Origin of the sequence: Neobacillus nitrireducens (genome assembly GCF_030915405.1) — a bacterium.
Classification (GTDB): domain Bacteria; phylum Bacillota; class Bacilli; order Bacillales; family Cytobacillaceae; genus Neobacillus.
In genome coordinates this window covers 3,558,641-3,576,544 of record NZ_CP133262.1, presented here as the reverse complement: position 1 = coordinate 3,576,544, position 17,904 = coordinate 3,558,641, and the positions used below count along the sequence as shown (strand labels likewise).

General features: G+C 42.4%; 11 protein-coding genes. 3 read left to right on the top strand and 8 right to left on the bottom strand.

Annotated elements, in window-relative coordinates:
• Window positions 1-176: 176 nt before the first annotated feature.
• Window positions 177-410, bottom strand: coding sequence for a DUF2249 domain-containing protein (locus tag RCG22_RS17270; protein WP_308103936.1), 234 nt, complete (start codon window positions 408-410; stop codon window positions 177-179).
• Window positions 411-489: 79 nt separating this feature from the next.
• Window positions 490-804 carry a hypothetical protein gene (locus RCG22_RS17265; RefSeq protein WP_098263109.1) on the bottom strand — a complete coding sequence of 105 codons (315 nt, stop codon included), beginning with the start codon at window positions 802-804 and terminating at the stop codon, window positions 490-492.
• A 330-nt stretch (window positions 805-1,134) separates the two neighbouring features.
• On the opposite strand from RCG22_RS17265, the gene RCG22_RS17260 reads away from it, so the two are divergent.
• Window positions 1,135-1,824 (top strand): Crp/Fnr family transcriptional regulator, encoded by a 690-nt coding sequence (locus RCG22_RS17260; protein WP_308103935.1) that lies wholly within the window; start codon window positions 1,135-1,137, stop codon window positions 1,822-1,824.
• Window positions 1,825-1,996: 172 nt separating this feature from the next.
• Here RCG22_RS17260 and RCG22_RS17255 read toward each other — a convergent pair whose 3' ends face one another.
• Together RCG22_RS17255 and RCG22_RS17250 are read right to left on the bottom strand one after the other, a co-directional pair.
• Window positions 1,997-2,677: an amino acid ABC transporter permease gene (locus tag RCG22_RS17255; protein ID WP_308103934.1), complete on the bottom strand. Its 681-nt coding sequence runs from the start codon at window positions 2,675-2,677 to the stop codon at window positions 1,997-1,999.
• Between the two features lie 16 nt (window positions 2,678-2,693).
• Window positions 2,694-3,542: a transporter substrate-binding domain-containing protein gene (locus RCG22_RS17250; RefSeq protein ID WP_308103933.1), complete on the bottom strand. Its 849-nt coding sequence runs from the start codon at window positions 3,540-3,542 to the stop codon at window positions 2,694-2,696.
• Window positions 3,543-4,064: 522 nt separating this feature from the next.
• On the opposite strand from RCG22_RS17250, the gene RCG22_RS17245 reads away from it, so the two are divergent.
• Window positions 4,065-12,191, top strand: a complete 8,127-nt coding sequence (locus tag RCG22_RS17245) for a GH36-type glycosyl hydrolase domain-containing protein (protein ID WP_308103932.1) — start codon at window positions 4,065-4,067, stop codon at window positions 12,189-12,191.
• 186 nt (window positions 12,192-12,377) lie between these two features.
• Here the strand turns inward: RCG22_RS17245 and araA are convergent, their stop codons facing one another.
• The 3 genes from araA to RCG22_RS17230 are packed head-to-tail and all read right to left on the bottom strand — an operon-like array spanning window position 12,378 to window position 16,167.
• Window positions 12,378-13,802, bottom strand: a complete 1,425-nt coding sequence (gene araA / locus RCG22_RS17240) for an L-arabinose isomerase (RefSeq protein ID WP_308103931.1) — start codon at window positions 13,800-13,802, stop codon at window positions 12,378-12,380.
• Between the two features lie 36 nt (window positions 13,803-13,838).
• Window positions 13,839-14,534: an L-ribulose-5-phosphate 4-epimerase gene (locus RCG22_RS17235; RefSeq protein ID WP_308103930.1), complete on the bottom strand. Its 696-nt coding sequence runs from the start codon at window positions 14,532-14,534 to the stop codon at window positions 13,839-13,841.
• Window positions 14,535-14,556: 22 nt separating this feature from the next.
• Window positions 14,557-16,167: a xylulokinase gene (locus RCG22_RS17230; RefSeq protein WP_308103929.1), complete on the bottom strand. Its 1,611-nt coding sequence runs from the start codon at window positions 16,165-16,167 to the stop codon at window positions 14,557-14,559.
• Window positions 16,168-16,456: 289 nt separating this feature from the next.
• Between RCG22_RS17230 and RCG22_RS17225 the strand changes: the two genes are divergently transcribed.
• Entirely contained in the window at window positions 16,457-17,548 is a 1,092-nt protein-coding gene (locus tag RCG22_RS17225; RefSeq protein ID WP_308103928.1) for a GntR family transcriptional regulator, read from the top strand.
• Window positions 17,549-17,656: 108 nt separating this feature from the next.
• Here RCG22_RS17225 and RCG22_RS17220 read toward each other — a convergent pair whose 3' ends face one another.
• Window positions 17,657-17,902 (bottom strand): hypothetical protein, encoded by a 246-nt coding sequence (locus RCG22_RS17220; RefSeq protein ID WP_308103927.1) that lies wholly within the window; start codon window positions 17,900-17,902, stop codon window positions 17,657-17,659.
• Between the last annotated feature and the right edge of the window lie 2 nt (window positions 17,903-17,904).

Here is a 17,904-nt window from a genome sequence, read left to right as displayed (position 1 = left end):
GACCGGGATAATCCAAGATATGTTTATACTGGCTAATTTCCTTCATCGCCTAAAGTAAAGTGGTTATCAACTATGGCGATGAAGGAAACTATTTAATTTTAAGCGTAAAAGAATACCATTAAACTAGATAGTAGAGTTGTCATAGAAGAGGCAACCATTTTACAGCAAGCGGTTCTTTACACACACCCAATTTTTACGCGGAATGTTTCCGGACCTTGTTCAATATAATCCCATGTAAATTGGTTGGGCCGTTCAATTTGAAATTGGTAAAATAATGGTTTTGGATCATGATCATTGATTAATAGCATCGCTTCTCCCTGATTTAACGCATCAAAGGTTTCAAAGATGACTTTATGTTTAAGTTGTGGCGGATATTCTGTTGCATTTACAGTGGATTTAAATGTGTTCATTTCTTTTCCTCCTAAAATTAAAATATAGTAGATTCTAATCTAATCGCCCTTAGGAAATTCTGACGAATACTTCCTTTGGTTATTTTACACAGTGTTCATGATATAGCGTTGAGATGATACCGAAGAAAGCATAGTAAAATGGTTCTGGTGCAATTAATCGGAAATGGCCTACCTCATCACAAGAAAAGTTAAGCGCCTTTTCTAATAGATGATACGTTGAATAAGCATAGAAACAAAAGTACTTATATTCAAACTTTGGCATTTTTTCATAGATGACAGCAATTTCCTCTTTATATTGTTCAATATTATTTACGGCTTCCTTAATGATGGTTTCAATATCCTCAAGGTTTACCTCAAGTAACAATTCATTTTTTTCCATGCGAACAATAGCCATTTTATCACCCCATATCTTCTTTGATATTTTCCTTTGACCGTATCTGTCATGTACCGAGTGTCTGTGGTGGAGACCAGATAACGGCAATGGCAATGTTTATAATTACAGTAAACGTTTGCAGCATATTCACTGTTGTTAATATGTTTTCCTTTTATATTATAATGAATATTTTTTTTGAATTTGTGTTCCCTATCACACTTTATCGGTGATTTTATTTATATATATTTTGAATCCTAGGGCTATTTTATGATGCAGATCAATTATGTTAAGAAATGAGACTGCTACAATATCTATACAACTAGGAATACGATAAAAAGAGGTGATAATGAAATGAAAAATGAGGATATTCTAAAAAGGTTATCGGAAGTCCCCTTATTTAAAGAGTTGTCCGAAGCAGAGATGGAGCCAATCATCAGGATTGCTCAGTTACGTTTCTATAAGCATAAAATGTATGCATTTATGCAAGGAGATCCTCTTAACCAAATCTATTTTATTCATTCAGGAAGGATAAAAATATTTAAGACCGATTTTTCTGGAAGGGAGCAGATTATTTCTATTTTTGAACCGGGTAATTTGTTTCCACTTTCAGGGTTTTTTCGGAGGGAAACGTTCCCGGCTAGTGCGGAAGTATTTGAAGATTCCCAACTAATTGTCATCCCGCTTGATAAATTTGAGGAAATTCTTCTTTCCAACCCGGAAATTTGTATTAAGTTATTCAAAGTATTAGGTGAAAAAATTATGGATCTGCAAAGCAGATTAGAGTCCAAGGTCCTTCACAATACTTATGAACAAATCATCATGTTACTAGTAAGGCTGTGTAAGTCAAATGGGGTAAAGGCGAACGGGAAATATAGACTTACGATTCATTTCACAAACCGTGAATTGGCCAACATGATTGGGACAACACGAGAAACCATTAGCCGTACAATCAGTGAATTTAAACGGAAAAATTATATTGTCCAAGATGAGGGCGGTTATTATTTAATCGATCGTGAAGCACTTCAGCAAGAGCTGTGTTAATTTAAAAAGTAAAAGTGAAGTACAAATTAGCCATAAGAGAAGCGTGCAAGAATCTTAAAAGGATTATTCCAGCTAAAGATCTTCCTGATTGTATGTTTTTGCACAGATTGGAATAAAGCTAATAAAAAAGATGGCCAAATTTATGTATTTGGCCATCTTCACATGTTACAACCTATTGATATTGAGAGAAACGTTTTTCTACTATTTCTGTTAAAGTTGAAATAACAATACAAATAACCCAGTAAATAAGTGCTACCAATAAATATAAGGTAATGGAGTCATATGTTCTTCCTGCAACTATCTGTGCATTAAACAATAGCTCTGGAACAGATATTACTGCTGCTAAAGATGAAGCTTTCACAAGATCTAAAAAGATATTTAATAAAGAGGGAATGGCAATCCTTGCTGCCTGCGGAATGATGATTCCATATAGAGTTTGCCAATTGGATAGTCCGATTGCATAACCTGCATCCCATTGGCCTTTGGAAACACTATTCAGTGATGCTCGTTGGACTTCGGCAATATATGCCGCACAATTCATGCTAAAACCAATAATTGCCGAAGATATGGCAGTTAGTTGTATACCGAAAACAGGTAATCCAAAATATAAGATAAAAAGTAAAGCAAGCATAGGGATTCCCCGCATAAACGAAATATATAACCTTGCAGGAAGCCTTAGAAATTTAGTTGAAGATCTACGGGCAAGACAAAGAAAAAAACCAATAAATAATCCAGCCCCCATGCTTACAAATGATATAAGGAAGGTATAGCCGATGCCTTGAATTACAAATGGAAAGCTTTCAATGGCTAGATTTAGGTTAAAGAAATGTTTCCAATCCAAGGATAATACCACCTTTATTTCACAACGATTATTTTACATTAACATTTACAAACTTCACATTTGGCTTTTTCGTTACATCAAGTCCTACAAAGAACTCTTTAGAAAGTTTGGACAGAGTGCCATCTTTTTTCATCTCATCAAGAGCGCTATTGATTTTACTCATTAGTTCTATATTCCCTTTTTTTGTTACAAGAGCTGAAGAGCTTTGCATATAAAATAGATGTGGATTAATTTCTAAGTTGAATTGTGGCATCATTTTAACAGCAATGGATTGTAAATAATAATCATTTAAAATAACATCAGTACGGCCTAGTGCAACATCACGAAGGTATACATCATTTGAGGCATTCCCGTAAGTCACAATTTGGGCTCCATATTGTTTCGCGATTTGGCTATAAATAGAGGTAGCTGCCCCAGCTGCTTTTTTCCCTTTTAAATCCGTAAGACTATGTATACCAGATTGGTCTTTTTTCCTTACAAGCATGGAACCAAAAGAAAATTTATAGGGCTCACTAAAATCGAAGGATTTCTCTCTTTCTTTCATAACCTCAATGTCATTTGCCCCAATATCTACCATCCCAGATTGAAGACTTGGAAGAATACCATCAAAACCCATTTCTTTAAATTGAGCCTTCAGATGTAATCGTTTTGCCACTTCTTTAACTACCTCTACATCATATCCTGTTAAATTATTGGCTTTATCCTCATGATAGGAAGCTGGATAAAGTGTACCCGAAGTAGCTACTACAAGTGTGCCTTTATTCTTAATTTTATCCCATGCGGTTGTTGTCTTTTTTTCCTTGGTTGTTTGACCACACCCTGCCAGGGCCACAAGTAATATGAAACTTAAAAGATATATGTAACCATGCTTTTTCATATTTTCCCTCCTAAATGATAAAAATTAACCAATTACACTAAAAATGAGGAACATAACTAGAGTGGGCTATGTCCCTCATTCTATTTGATTACTATTCCCAAATGTACATCTTATCTGTGTATTTTATTTTATGGCATGATCCCCTATAAAAAATTGATTTAAGTCAATAAGCGGGAATAAAAAGGTCCCTACTATTTGGTACGTTTCCCCTCACCTAATGAACTAGCGGTTTTTTCCAAATATTCACAGAGGTGAACAGTTTTGTCACTGTTCGCCCTTTTTACAAACAGTGATAAGGCAATAAGCATACACCTACGTTTCTTTCCCCTTCAAATACTGCATATGCAAAATGTAAAAGCTATATTTACTTTTTTAAATAAAGCTTACTTCTATGGTAAATACTAACCATTGGTATTCGTAAGATTCACTCGGGAAAAGGAGTAATGAATCATCACACACTTCAAGTTAATAGGGAACATCCCTATTTGGTTGGTTTTATCTTTATGAATAAAAAAGTAGATAATGGTAATATTTTCACTTACAACATCTTGCGAGGGGGAGCTTGTAATTTTAAACAACGAACAACTGGCAACCAAAGCACATGAGTTTGCCCTAATTCACGAGATAACGGCTGCCAACGAAGTGGCAAAAAGATATTGGCATGCCTTTCGGTCAGATTTGTCCAGTCTGCATAGTTTTGCCAGACATTTACGAAATAACAAAGTGGAATGTAAGCAACCAGCTGAAGATTGGCTGCTTGACCACATCAATTTTGTAGAAGTACAAGCACAGGTTGTTTTTAAGGAATTGCCCCGCACAACGTTAAAAAGGCTTCCCAAATTGCGGTCTGATGGGATGCCGAGAATCTACGCCCTTTGTAACGACTATCTTAATCATGTGGACGGTCGCTACGATGTCGTATCATTCAAAAGATACCTGATGTCCTTCCAGGAGGTTTCGATTCTCAAGGATATAGAATGCTGGACATTACTGAGTGCGATGCGTGTCATAATTATTCATCGGTTATCCGAATTGATGCAGGAGGTACGGAAACGACACGAGTCCTGCCATTCAATTATGTCGTTAATCGAGGAAATTGGCTCCAAAAATACGAACGATTCAAGAATCAAAGCCTTATTGGAAGAGAAAACTCGCAAAGGAAGCTTAGATCCAGTTCAAATTGTCCACTTGGTCCAGCATTTGAGTGAATTGGAACCCAATATCCAAATTGTTCACAACTGGATTGCAGGCTATGTGGAAAACAGCGAATCCAGTCTCGAACAAATGGTATCGCTAGAACATCAGTTACAGGCAGAGCTGCAAGTGACTTGCGGCAACCTGGTCCAAAGTTTACACTTTATCGAGCGTCTACCGTGGCGGATAACCTTTTCAAAAATATCTTACCTTGAACAAATTCTTCTTTCCGATCCATACAGTGATTACGGAAGGCTCGATCTTGAAAGCCGTGACTTCCTTCGTGGAAAGGTTGTAAAAGTGGCCGATCAGTTGAATGTATCGGAAACCCTAGTCGCGCAAACCGCCCTTCGGCTTACAGCGTACTGTGAAGAGGAAATGGATCAAGTCGAAAGCCTTGCGCGCGGTGCCTGCCTACCCTACTATTTGCTGGATCCAAAAGGAATTTCCATCCTGCGCAAGGAGCTCTGTAAGGTGGCTAGGCCTCGGGTGCTACCACACCTCGTAATAAGAAGACAGCCGTCGGTTGCCTATTTTCTGAGCTTCTTTCTTTTATTTACTGGGTTGATGATCATCACTGGGAAATGGGTATTAGCAGGGTTGGGAGTACAGCCGCTGGCTTGGCTCGCAGTCATCATCGCACTCATTCTGCCTGTAAGTGATTGGGCATTATCGATTATTCATCTAATCATAGGAAAATGCTGCCTCCCGACTCCTATCCTCCGTTATGATTTTTCGGAAGAGCTGCCGGAAGATGCAAAAACGATGGTGGTCATCCCCGTCATCTGGTCGAGTCTGGAAGAAGTGGATGATGTAGTGAACAACCTATTGATTCACTATTTGGGAAACAGGCAGCCGAACATACATTTTGGTATATTGGCAGACTTTTGTGATGCCTCTGCCGAAACCACAACAATGGACGATGCATTAGTCGCACATGCCGTGAAACGATTGGATGAGCTGAAGAACAAATACGGGACTGAGAAGTTTTTTCTATTTCATAGATCCCGTCTTTTTAATCCAGTGGATCAAACCTATATGGGCTGGGAGCGGAAACGCGGCAAGCTAGTTGAATTTGTAGAGCTTCTTTCAGGTAGTGACAAAACCAGCTATTCCACCATCCATGGACAAGCAGAAATTTTGAAGAATATCCGGTATGTGTTTACAACCGATTTTGATACACTTCTGCCAATCGGTGTAGTTAGCCGGCTCGCGGGTTCCATCCACTACCCTTACAACCGTCCGCGGTTAAATAAAGAAGGAACACGGGTCGTTGAAGGATTTGGGTTGTTGCAGCCCCGTATTGGCGTGAGTTTTGAGTCTACCCAAAATTCGCGATTTGCCGCTTTATGGTCGGGAGACCCAGGGATTGACCCATATTCTTTTGCGATATCTAATGTTTATCAAGACCTGTTTGGTCATGCTATCTTTGTCGGCAAAGGAATCTTTGACGTGGAGGCATTTCGAAAAACACTGGTTGACCGAATTCCTGAGCATTCGGTCCTAAGTCATGATCTGCTCGAAGGTGGATTTTTGCGGGCAGGTTTAACCTCTGATATCGAAATTGTCGAGTCGCACCCAGGTACTTTTTACGCTAACGAGCGTCGGGTGCATAGATGGATTCGCGGGGATTGGCAGCTCATCAGATGGGTGGGCAAAAGCTGCAAAGATCGGCATGGGGAAAGAAGGCCCGTTTCTTTAGGCAGCATCACTCGTTGGCAGATTGTTGATAATCTGCGCCGGAGTCTCCGTGCACCGATCTACCTGCTCACTGCACTGCTTAGTTTTTTCGTGCTCCCTGGCAGGCCTTGGATTTGGGTGTCCATCGTTTTTGGAACCATATTTCTTCCATTTTTGGTTGCATTAGTGTCAGCTCTTTTTGGAGGAAGGCTCAATAGGACCATTGGGGTTACGTTTACCCAATGTGCAGTACAACTAATTACTTTGCCGTTTACTGCTGTGCTTTCTTTAGATGCTATTTTGCGCACACTCTACCGCTTGTTCATTAGTGGGAAGAATTTACTGGAGTGGGTCCCATCTGCCAAGACAGATCGAGAAGACACGAAGAAGCGTGTTTTCCTGTTTGAAGTATCTGGTCATATCGTTATCTTCCTGTTTGCTTTACTCGCTTTCCTTTCTGGCGGGGTGGTTGAACGGATATTCGGTGGAACAGTTCTTTTGATTTGGCTTCTTGCACGGCCTGTCATCCTGTTTTTAAATCAGCCACAAACGACAGAGAAAAAGACATGGCTCCATGATGCGAAGACTGACCTAGCAGAATTAGCCTCGCAAATCTGGGCCTTTTATGATAAATATGTCACGGAAGCGGATTCCTGGCTGCCGCCTGATAACGTGCAGTACCTACCAAAAGAAGTCATTGCCCATCGGACGTCGCCAACCAATATTGGCTTATATCTGGCATGTGTTGTTGCCGCCCGGGATCTGGAATTCATTGATACGCCAGCCATGCTGGACCGGATCGAATTATCCATAGAAACGATTCAGCGAATGGAGAAATGGAATGGGCATTTGATGAACTGGTATGATACGTGTACCGCAACACCGCTTTACCCTAAATACGTTTCGACAGTTGATTCTGGAAACTTCGTAGCCTATTTGATGGCAGTGGAGCAAAGCCTGATTGAATGGAGCAAACGGGAGGAACATTACCAAGACCGTTTCCAGAACAGCATTCATAACCTTGATCAACTAATAGAACAAACTAATTTTGCCGCACTATATAATTCGGATGAACGGCTGTTCTCGCTGGGGTACCATGTCGATTCTGGCCAGAAAGATTCCATTCTTTATGACTTGTTGGCTTCTGAAGCAAGGCAGACAAGCTTTGTTGCCATCGCTTTGGGACAAATACCAGTTTCACACTGGTTCTCGTTGGGACGGACGATGACAAAAGCCGGACGGTACAAAACATTATTATCCTGGTCAGGAACCATGTTTGAGTATTTAATGCCCAGGCTAATTATGCGTACCTACAAAAATACAATCTGGGATTCGACTTATCGAGGCGTCGTTCATCAACAGCGAAAGTATGCAGACCAGTACCAGCTGCCTTTTGGAATCTCGGAAAGTGGTTATTATGCCTTTGATTATCAATTGAACTATCAATATCGTGCTTTTGGTGTTCCTGGGCTTGGACTTGATCGCGGTCTTGAGCAAAATCTGGTTCTTGCCCCCTATGCCACCATTATGGCGCTTCCTTATGCTGGTGAAGCAGGTCTAGCCGCCTTAAGCAGGTTTAGAGACCTGGGTGCAAAAGGCGAGTTTGGTTATTTTGAAGCCGTTGATTTTACGGCCCCGAGACTTGCTAATGGCGAGCAATACCAGATTGTGCAAAGTTACATGGCGCACCATCAGGGCATGAGCATGCTGACCCTGAGCAATTTGTTGTCGGATGATCAAATGATTAACCGTTTCCATTCCGATGCCCGCGTTTGTACGGCTGATTTGCTTTTACAGGAGCGCATTCCTGAAAAAGCGGCTCTACTGAAAGAGCCTATTGGACTGCATAAGAAGTTCACCTCTTTTGATGAACATTTTGACAATCTGGAACGGTCATTTACGAAACCAACCATTGTTCCCGAAGTAAACGTCCTGTCAAACAGCCGTATGTCAAGTATGAGCACAAGCAGCGGGACGGGCATGCTGTCATGGAATGGGCTTTCCATCACCCGATGGCAGGAAGATCCCGTTGTTGATCATTCTGGCATGATGATATACCTTCACGAAAAGACTTCAGAAGAAACATGGAGTATTACGAACTTTCCCTGTTATTCCATACAAGAGCCAAGTTCCGTTTTTCGCTTGGACAAAACAACCTATGAAGGATCCTATCGTGAGATCTCATCTAAACTTGAAATAACAGTGGCCCCTGATGTGGATGCAGAGATTCGGCGTCTGCAGCTGGTAAACAATAGCGACCAAGACAGGTTATTAGAGGTGACCACGTTTTTAGAATTGGCACTCGCAAATCCTTCAGCCGTGAGTGCACATCCAGCCTTTAGTAAATTATTTATCGACACAAGCCACGATGCAGAAACTCAATGTTTATTAGCCAAAAAACGCACCCGTGAGGATGAAGAACAGGAGATATGGGCCGTGCATTCCGTTTATGTGGATGACCCTAGAGTACAAGGATACGAATTTGAGACAGATCGGGCCCAATTTATCTGCAGGGGGCATTCCTTGAAGGAACCAAAAGCCATGGTTTCAACCCTAAACGGACGAATTGGCTCAGTTGTGGACCCGGCGTTTGTTATGAGACGGCGCATTCATTTGGCACCTGGAGAAACATCTGTTGTTTACATTGTGACAGGTGTGGCAGAAAGCCGCAGGCAGGCACTCGGCATTGTTCAGCAGGTACGGGAACCAAAGCAGGCTGACCATATGTTTCATCTGGCATTGGTCCGCTCGCAAATTGATCTTCGACACCTGCACCTAACGCCAAAGCAAGCTTTGGCCGCACAAAAGCTGGCAGGACGCCTTCTCTATACTTCAGCTTTCACACCTTTGCGCAGGATGGCTATTGCAGAGAATAGTTTAGGCCAGTCTGCCTTGTGGTCCCATGGCATTAGCGGGGATGCCCCGATTGCGGTTGTTTCTATTAAGCATTCGGCAGATTTGCCATTTGTAGTATTGACGGCACAACAACACCAGTACCTGTGCAGGCTAGGATTAGAAGTCGACCTGGTGGTGCTTGATGAGACCGAGGGCGGCTACCAGGATCAACTCATGAATCGTTTAAGGGACCAAATGGCGGCCAGAGGGTTGGGACAACCGAGGCGCATGATCGGGTTAAAGGCTTCACAACTTGATGAAAAGGTACATACCCTCCTAAAAGCAACTGCCCATGTCTGGCTGCGGGCAGGAGGTCCGAGCCTGGATGCACAACTGCTTGCTTACGATACTCCTTTACGTCCAGAACAGCATCAGCCTATAGCAGCCGAACGAAAAATCAAAAAAAGCAGTCCATCATCCCATTACTCTGCTGAAGGCGAATTCTTCAATGGCTGGGGAGGTTTCACCGAGGATGGCCAGGCCTATCAAATTCACGTGCAAAACTGCTCTTATTTGCCGAGACCGTGGAGCAATATCCTAGCTAACCCACAATTCGGCACCTTAATCACGGACTTTGGCACCGGATACAGCTGGTGGAGAAACTCAAGGGAATGTAAACTCACTCCCTGGACCAATGATCCTGTTCTTGACGAGCCTGGAGAGTGCCTCTACTTACAGGATCTAGATACAAATAAAGTCTGGTCGGCAACTCCAAAACCAGCAGGGGCTCATTTGAACTACAAAGTTACACATGGCAAGGGATTCAGCCGTTTTGAACAACTGGATGGAGATGTAACACATACAATGGAAATCATCGTTCCATTGAAGGATACAGTAAAATTGCTCCAGCTACGGCTACGCAATAGAACCCAGTCTAAAAAACGAGTTTCCCTTACCTATTTCGCAGAATGGGTTCTCGGCGTCACACGTGAAGCACAGGCGCCCTTTATAATTACTGAATGGGACGCGGAACATAAAGTGCTTCTTGCCCGCAATTCCTTCCAGGAAACATTTCGGGATGCCGTCAGCTTCATGCATATCGCAATGCCCCAGTCGCCAGGACAATCAGACAATTTGTATTCCTGGACAGGCGATCGGGAGGAATTTATCGGTTATGGCGGGGCACTAGATTTTCCCGCAGGGCTTTTGCAAAAAGGACTCTCTAAACGGACAGGGGCGTTTGCCAATACGTGTGGGGCCCTCCAAACCGTCGTTGAGATTCCCGAGGATGCTGAAATAACGGTCACCATTTTGTTTGGTTGTGATTCATCCAAAGAAAAAGTTTTTTCGCTTATTAGACAGTATAGCCACCCATCTGCTTTCGAGGAGACACGTTCCAACGTTGCTGATTATTGGCGGAAGATTCTAGGACAAGTACAAATAAGGACACCAGACAGGGCCATGGATATCATGATGAACGGCTGGCTATTGTATCAATCGCTTGCTTGCCGCCTATGGGCACGGACTGCATTTTATCAAGCTGGAGGAGCGTTTGGCTTCCGGGATCAGCTGCAGGACTCGCTTGCATTTTTGCATACCGACCCTTCCATTACACGAAGGCAAATACTGATTAATGCTGCTCATCAATACCAAGAAGGAGATGTCCAGCACTGGTGGCATCAAGAAACCTTTAAAGGGATCCGGACTAAATTTTCAGACGACCTTCTCTGGCTTCCGTATACCGTCTCCCGTTATATTAACCAAACTGGGGATTACGATATTCTGAAGGAGATGGTTCCATACCTTCGGAGTGATGTTCTGCGAGAAGAAGAACTAGAGCGATACGAAGATACAGTTGTGTCTGATGAGGCAGGTTCACTTTTGGACCACTGTCTTCGAGCCATTAACCATTCACTGAAATTTGGGGAGCATGGGCTCCCGCTCATGGGGATTGGCGACTGGAATGATGGCATGAGCCGTATCGGTGCAAAGGGACGCGGCGAAAGTATATGGCTCGGATGGTTTCTTCTTGATATCCTGAATAGATTTTCACAACTTGAAGACGGCGTCCTCCCACTTAATGTGGAGGAATATTTCAGGACGTCCACCCAGCAATTGAAGAAGAATCTCAACCTTCATGCCTGGGATGGCAGCTGGTTCCGCCGCGCATTTACGGATGCAGGAACATGGATTGGATCTGAGGTTAACACGGAATGCAGGATTGATGCCATCGCCCAATCATGGTCCGTCATCTCTCAGGGCACCACAACTGAGCGTCAGACTCAGGCCATGGCCTCCTTTGACCATGAGCTAGTCGATCGCGATTTAAAACTTGTAAAGCTTTTGACAGAACCATTTGATGTAACTAAACCAAGTCCAGGTTACATTCAAGGGTACCCGCCTGGGATTCGTGAAAATGGCGGACAATATACCCACGGTGTCATTTGGGGTATTGTCGCCTGGGCAATGTTAGATCGTAATGACAAAGCCTTTGAGCTATTTTCCATCCTTAATCCAATCAACCATACGCTCACCAAGGGGGATATCCAGACATATGGAAATGAACCATATGTGATGTCTGCTGATGTATATACAGCGAATCCTCATCAGGGACGCGGCGGCTGGTCCTGGTACACCGGAGCATCCAGCTGGATGTATCAAGCAGGCCTGGAATATGTATTGGGAATTAAGCTTCAGAAAAATCAGCTTTCTATCAAGCCTTGTGTACCGAATGAATGGGAATCCTTCCATATCGACTATGTATACGGAAAGACAACCTATTCGCTCGAGGTGTACAATTCCCGTGATTCCTCGGGTCCAGTCAAATGGGTGGTTGACGGTGAGGATGCTGGAGATTTAACATACTTGAAACTGGTGGATGACGGCCTGGTTCATCACGTGAAAGTATTTTTACATTATCAACAAGCTACCATTGGATAGTAAAATGCAAAGGTAACAGAAAAACAAGGGGCGTTAAACCTTTCATTGGTTTAAACGCCCCTTGCTCTTCTAAGGAAGTGTTACCGTAAATCAAGTGCCCACAGCTTCTTTCCTTCAAAACTGACCATTCCTTTATATTAATCTTTTCCCACCAAGGAAACAACTTCGCCTCGAACGGCTAAGGCATTACTTAATCACTACATACTCCAAATCAACTAGTTTTGCGTAACCAACAATTTGGTCTGTTGTTAAATTTAATGAAACAACCGTATGGTGTCCGCCGCCATTTTCAATCCAAGCTTTTACTCCGTCCTGGAAGTTCGGCTTAATTTTCCAAAGCACGCGTGCAACTGGAAGTTTTGGAGCTGGCACAGTCGGCTCGTATGCCGAAACTTCGTTGATCAATAGTTTATAATGGGTACCGAAGTCAGCCATGGAAACAACGACACCTTCTCCTGCTTTACCGTCAAATACTAAACGTGCCGGATCTTCACGATTGCCAATTCCTAATGGAGAAACGATAATTTTTGGTTTATTGCTTGCTAAAGATGGGTCGACTTCAAGCATATGGGATTGAAGAGCGGATTCTTGACCCAAAGCTAATTCATAGGTGTAATCTTCCATGAAGCCGGTTGATTGGTTACGGCTCATAACCTTAAGTAAACGATCGAGTGCTGCAGTTTTCCAATCTCCTTCACCGGCAAAGCCGTATCCTTGCGCCATCAAACGTTGAACTGCAAGACCAGGAAGCTGTTTCATACCATACAAATCTTCAAAGTTAGTAGTGAAAGCATTGTAACTGCCGTCATCAAGGAAGCGTTTAATCGCAATTTCATAGCTTGCTTGAACTCTTACGCTCGCTTCCCAAGCTTCTCTGCTGTAAGTACCATAATCAAATTCATAAAGGTTTTCATATTCGGCGAATAATGCATCAATTTCTTCGTCCGTAACAGCATTCACATATTGAACCAAGTCTCCAATACCAAAGTAGTCCACTGTCCAGCCAAATTGAATTTGTGCTTCCACTTTATCCCCTTCAGTAACACCCACGTTACGCATGTTGTCACCAAAGCGAGCAACTTTAATGTTGAAGCTTTCGTTATAAGCAACCGCTACGTTCATCCATTCAGCCATTTGCTTTTGTATTTCAGGGCGCTGCCAGTAACCGACAACTACTTTATTTTGTTTTTTCAAACGGGCATTGATGAAACCATACTCTCGGTCGCCATGAGCAGATTGGTTCAGGTTCATGAAGTCCATATCAATCGTAGCCCATGGAATGCTTTCATTAAATTGTGTTGCTAGGTGAAGCAACGGTTTCTGTAATAATTTTGTACCGCGAATCCACATTTTTGCAGGTGAGAAAGTATGCATCCAAGTGATCACACCGGCAACCTCGTCACGATAGTTGACTTCTTTCATAATACTGGTGATTTTATCAGCACTGACAGCTAAATCCTGCAATTCAATCAGATATGGTAAAACACCGCTTTCATTTAAGGCGTCGGTCATCGTTTGTGCATGAGCTTTGACTTCTGCTAACGCTTCTTCCCCATAAAGATGCTGTGAACCTACAACAAACCAAAATACTTTTTTACCTGTTGCTGTCATAATGGATCCTCTTTTCATAGATTAATAGTTTTTTGTTTATTTTTGCCCGTAATAGGCATGCTTCCCATGTTTTCTCAGATAGTGCTTGTCTAAAATATTTTGCGGTAATAATTCAGCAAAACTGTTTAATTGTCGGGCAAATAAATTCATTTTCGAAACTTCCTCTAGCACTACACTATTCATTACCGCTGTTTTCACATCTTTGCCCCAAGTAAACGGCGCATGACCATGCAGCAGGACACCGGGAACTGCCAAAATATCCAGCCCTCGCTCTTCAAAGGTTTCAATGATGACTTTACCAGTTTCCGCTTCATAACCGCGGTCAATCTCCTCTTGTGTCAAAAAGCGGGCACATGGAATGGAGCCATAGAATGTGTCAGCATGAGTCGTTCCCATTGCTGGGACATCCAGTCCGGCTTGGGCCCAAACAGTCGCCCAGGTTGAATGAGTGTGCACGATGCCGCCGATTTCCGGATAATGTCTATACAGCACGGCATGAGTGGCTGTATCTGAAGAAGGGTTCATCTCACCTTCCACAACATTGCCATCTAAATCCACCACCACCATGTCACCTGGTTTCATTTTTTCATAATCAATCCCGCTCGGTTTGATGACGAACAATCCGCTATCACGATCAATCCCACTTGCATTGCCCCAAGTATATTTGACCAGTCCTTGCTTTGGTAATTCCAAATTGGCTTGAAACACTTCTTCTTTCAATCTATCTAACATGCAGATCCCCTCCGTTTCCTGCTTATACCGTCAATTTTTCAACGGCAGCCTGTTCAATCACTAAGCCTTTTTTGTATCGTTCAATGAATACTTCAAACCCTTTAACGTCAAATCCATCAGGAAAAATTTCCAGCCTCTCAACCTCTTCAAAAACCTTTTTATCAAGGAAGTCGTCTAAACTTTCATTTTGCTCTTTGGTCATCATGTACGAAGCAAGAATGGCCATTCCCCAAGCTCCGCCTTCTCCGGCTGTTTCCATAACGGTGACGGGAGTATTCATGGCAGCGGCGATAATTTTCTGGCCAACAATAGGGGTTTTAAATAAACCACCGTGGGCTAAAATACTGTCAATCGCCACGCTTTCATTCTTTGTTAAAATATCCATGCCGATTTTCAAAGCACCAAAGGCAGTATATAGATGAGTCCGCATGAAGTTCGCTAAATTGAAACGGCTCTCAGGTGTCCGGACAAATAGCGGCCGTCCTTGCTCCAACCCAGTAATATTTTCACCTGATAGATATCCGTAGCTTAGTAAGCCTCCGCCATCCGAGTCAGCTTCGAGTGCTTTATTCAGCATCACTCCGAATAACTTATTGGTGTCAACCGTTTGTCCCATTGCCTCATAAAACTCACGGAACAATCCCATCCAGGCATTAAGATCACTTGAACAGTTATTGGCATGTACCATTGCCACCGGACTACCGCTTGGTGTCGTGACCAAATCAATTTCCGGATATACCTTTGAAAGTTCTTTTTCTAATACAATCATCGCAAAAACAGAAGTTCCAACCGAAACATTCCCGGTTCGTTTCCTCACACTGTTCGTTGCAACCATCCCGGTTCCAGCGTCACCTTCCGGCGGACAAAGTGGAATGCCCGATTGTAAATTCTGTGAACGATCAAGTATCTTCGCTCCAACTTCAGTTAATGAACCTGCTTGTTCTCCAGAGATGTAGACTTGGGGAAGAATATCTCTCAGCTCCCAGTGATACCCCTTTGGTGCAAGGTGTTCATTAAACTGTTTGACCATAGATTCATTGTAATCCAGCGTGGATTCATCAATCGGGAACATGCCTGAAGCATCCCCAATGCCTATCGCTTTTTTACCGGTTAGCAGCCAGTGAATGTATCCAGCTAAGGTGGTAATAAAATCAACGCGAGGCAAATGTTTTTCGCCGTTTAAAATAGCTTGATAAAGGTGGGCAATACTCCACCGTTCAGGGATATTAAATTGAAATAGATGGGTTAATTCTTTTGCCGCGGCACCGGTTGTTGCATTACGCCAGGTCCGAAACGGAACTAGCAGCTCACCCGTGTAATCAAAAGCCATATAACCGTGCATCATGGCAGAAATTCCAATAGAACCAATGGTTCGAATGGTAACACCATAATTTCGTTCAACTTCTTGCTTCATTTCACTATAAGCTGTTTGCAAACCAGTAATAATATCAGCTAGGTTGTATGTCCAAAATCCATCTTCTAAGCGGTTTTCCCACTCATAACTTCCAAAGGCGATGGTTTCAAAATTTTTATCAATCAACACCGCTTTAATACGCGTGGATCCGAATTCGATCCCAAGAGAAGTCTCTCCATTGGTAATCGCTTGTTTAATATTTGCTCGATTCGTTTTCACCGTTAATCCCCTCTCCGATAGCGGTTTCAAAATTATCTTAAACTATGAAAGAGCTTTCCTTTTACAACCTTAGTATATTTTTTGTACGTACATTTGTCAACTAAATGTACTATATGTACCAACAAATGAAGAGTATCCTGTAATCCTTAATTTTAGTGACATTTCAGCAGATTTGCTTCAAAAATTAAGACTTTGTTTTCGTTTTCATAAAACTATGATAAAATATGTCCATACAGATATTCCGAGTTAATGAATTAGCGCGTGAACAACTATGAAAGATGTGAGTGAAATGAAGACAAAGTATCAGGTCATCGTTGATGATATAAAAAGTAAAATTCTTTCCGGGGATTACAGCATCGGCGAACAAATCCCCACTGAATCCGTCCTGCAGGAAAAGTACAATGTCAGCAGACACACGGTTCGAAAGGCCATTTTAGATCTGGCGAATGAGGGATTCCTAAGAAGTGAAAAGGGCTCTGGCACCTATGTCAGCAACAAATATCAATCAAAATCTACTAGAGGTTCCACAAATAAAACCATCGGGGTCATGACGACTTACATTTCTGATTACATTTTCCCGTCTATTATTCGCGGAATTGAAACAAGATTGAAAGAGGATAATTATTCATTGCTGCTGGCCAGTACCAATAACGATGTAGAACAAGAAAAAAGGGCTTTGGAAATGATGCTGGCATATGGCGTCGATGGTTTGATCATTGAACCTACAAAAAGCAATCAATACAATCCCAATATTGCATACTACCTATCGTTCAAGGAACAAGATGTTCCCTTGATCATGATCAATGCTTTTTATGAAGAATTGGATGTGCCCTTCCTTTGCCTCGATGACACGCAGTCCAGCTATCTCGCAACAAAGGAATTGATTTCAAAAGGCCACATGCAAATTGGACTCATTGCAAAAATAGACGACCTGCAAGGGAAGTATCGAATGAAGGGGTATATCAAAGCGCTTGGTGAAGCCAAATTGCGCTTTCAGCCGGAGCAAGTGCTTTCGTTCACGACAGAGACAAAGCCGGACCTGTCTCGAAACTTGAAGAAGTTCCTAATTGAAAATAGAGACACGTTAACAGCCATTGTTTGTTATAACGACGAGGTAGGGTTAGAAGTGGCAAATGTGTGCAGACAAATTGATCTTCCTGTCCCGGAAAAGCTTTCTATTATCGGCCAGGACAATTCCTATATTGCCAAAAATGCAAATATCAAGTTAACCACATTGACACACCCACAGGAACAAATGGGACATGATGCAGCTGATTGGGTCATTAAAAAATTGCAAGGAAAAAAGGACCTGCCAAACGAAACCTATTATCAGCCGGAGTTGATTGAAGGGGAAACGGTGAAAGAATTAGACGTAGAATAGTCTTCGCACATACGATTGGCCATCCTGCCATTGCACAGAAAAGCACAGCTCATGAATATGAATTCATGAGCTGTGCTTGTGTGTAACTGTGCATTTTTTTATAATCAGTTATCCTCGGCTCTGTTCCTGATTCGTTCTATCGTCGTTTTTTACAGGTGTCTCTTTCATCTTCCACATTTGCAACGCAGAGTATGCGGTGTACAGTATTACAATAATAATGCACCCATAAAAAATGAGATTTAACATCGACCACATTTGACCTTTTTGTCTATCTTGAAGCATTGCTTGAACTAGCCATGCGGAACACGTAATAGAGGTCAAGGCATATAAGCGCGATTTTGCTTTATCGTTCATTC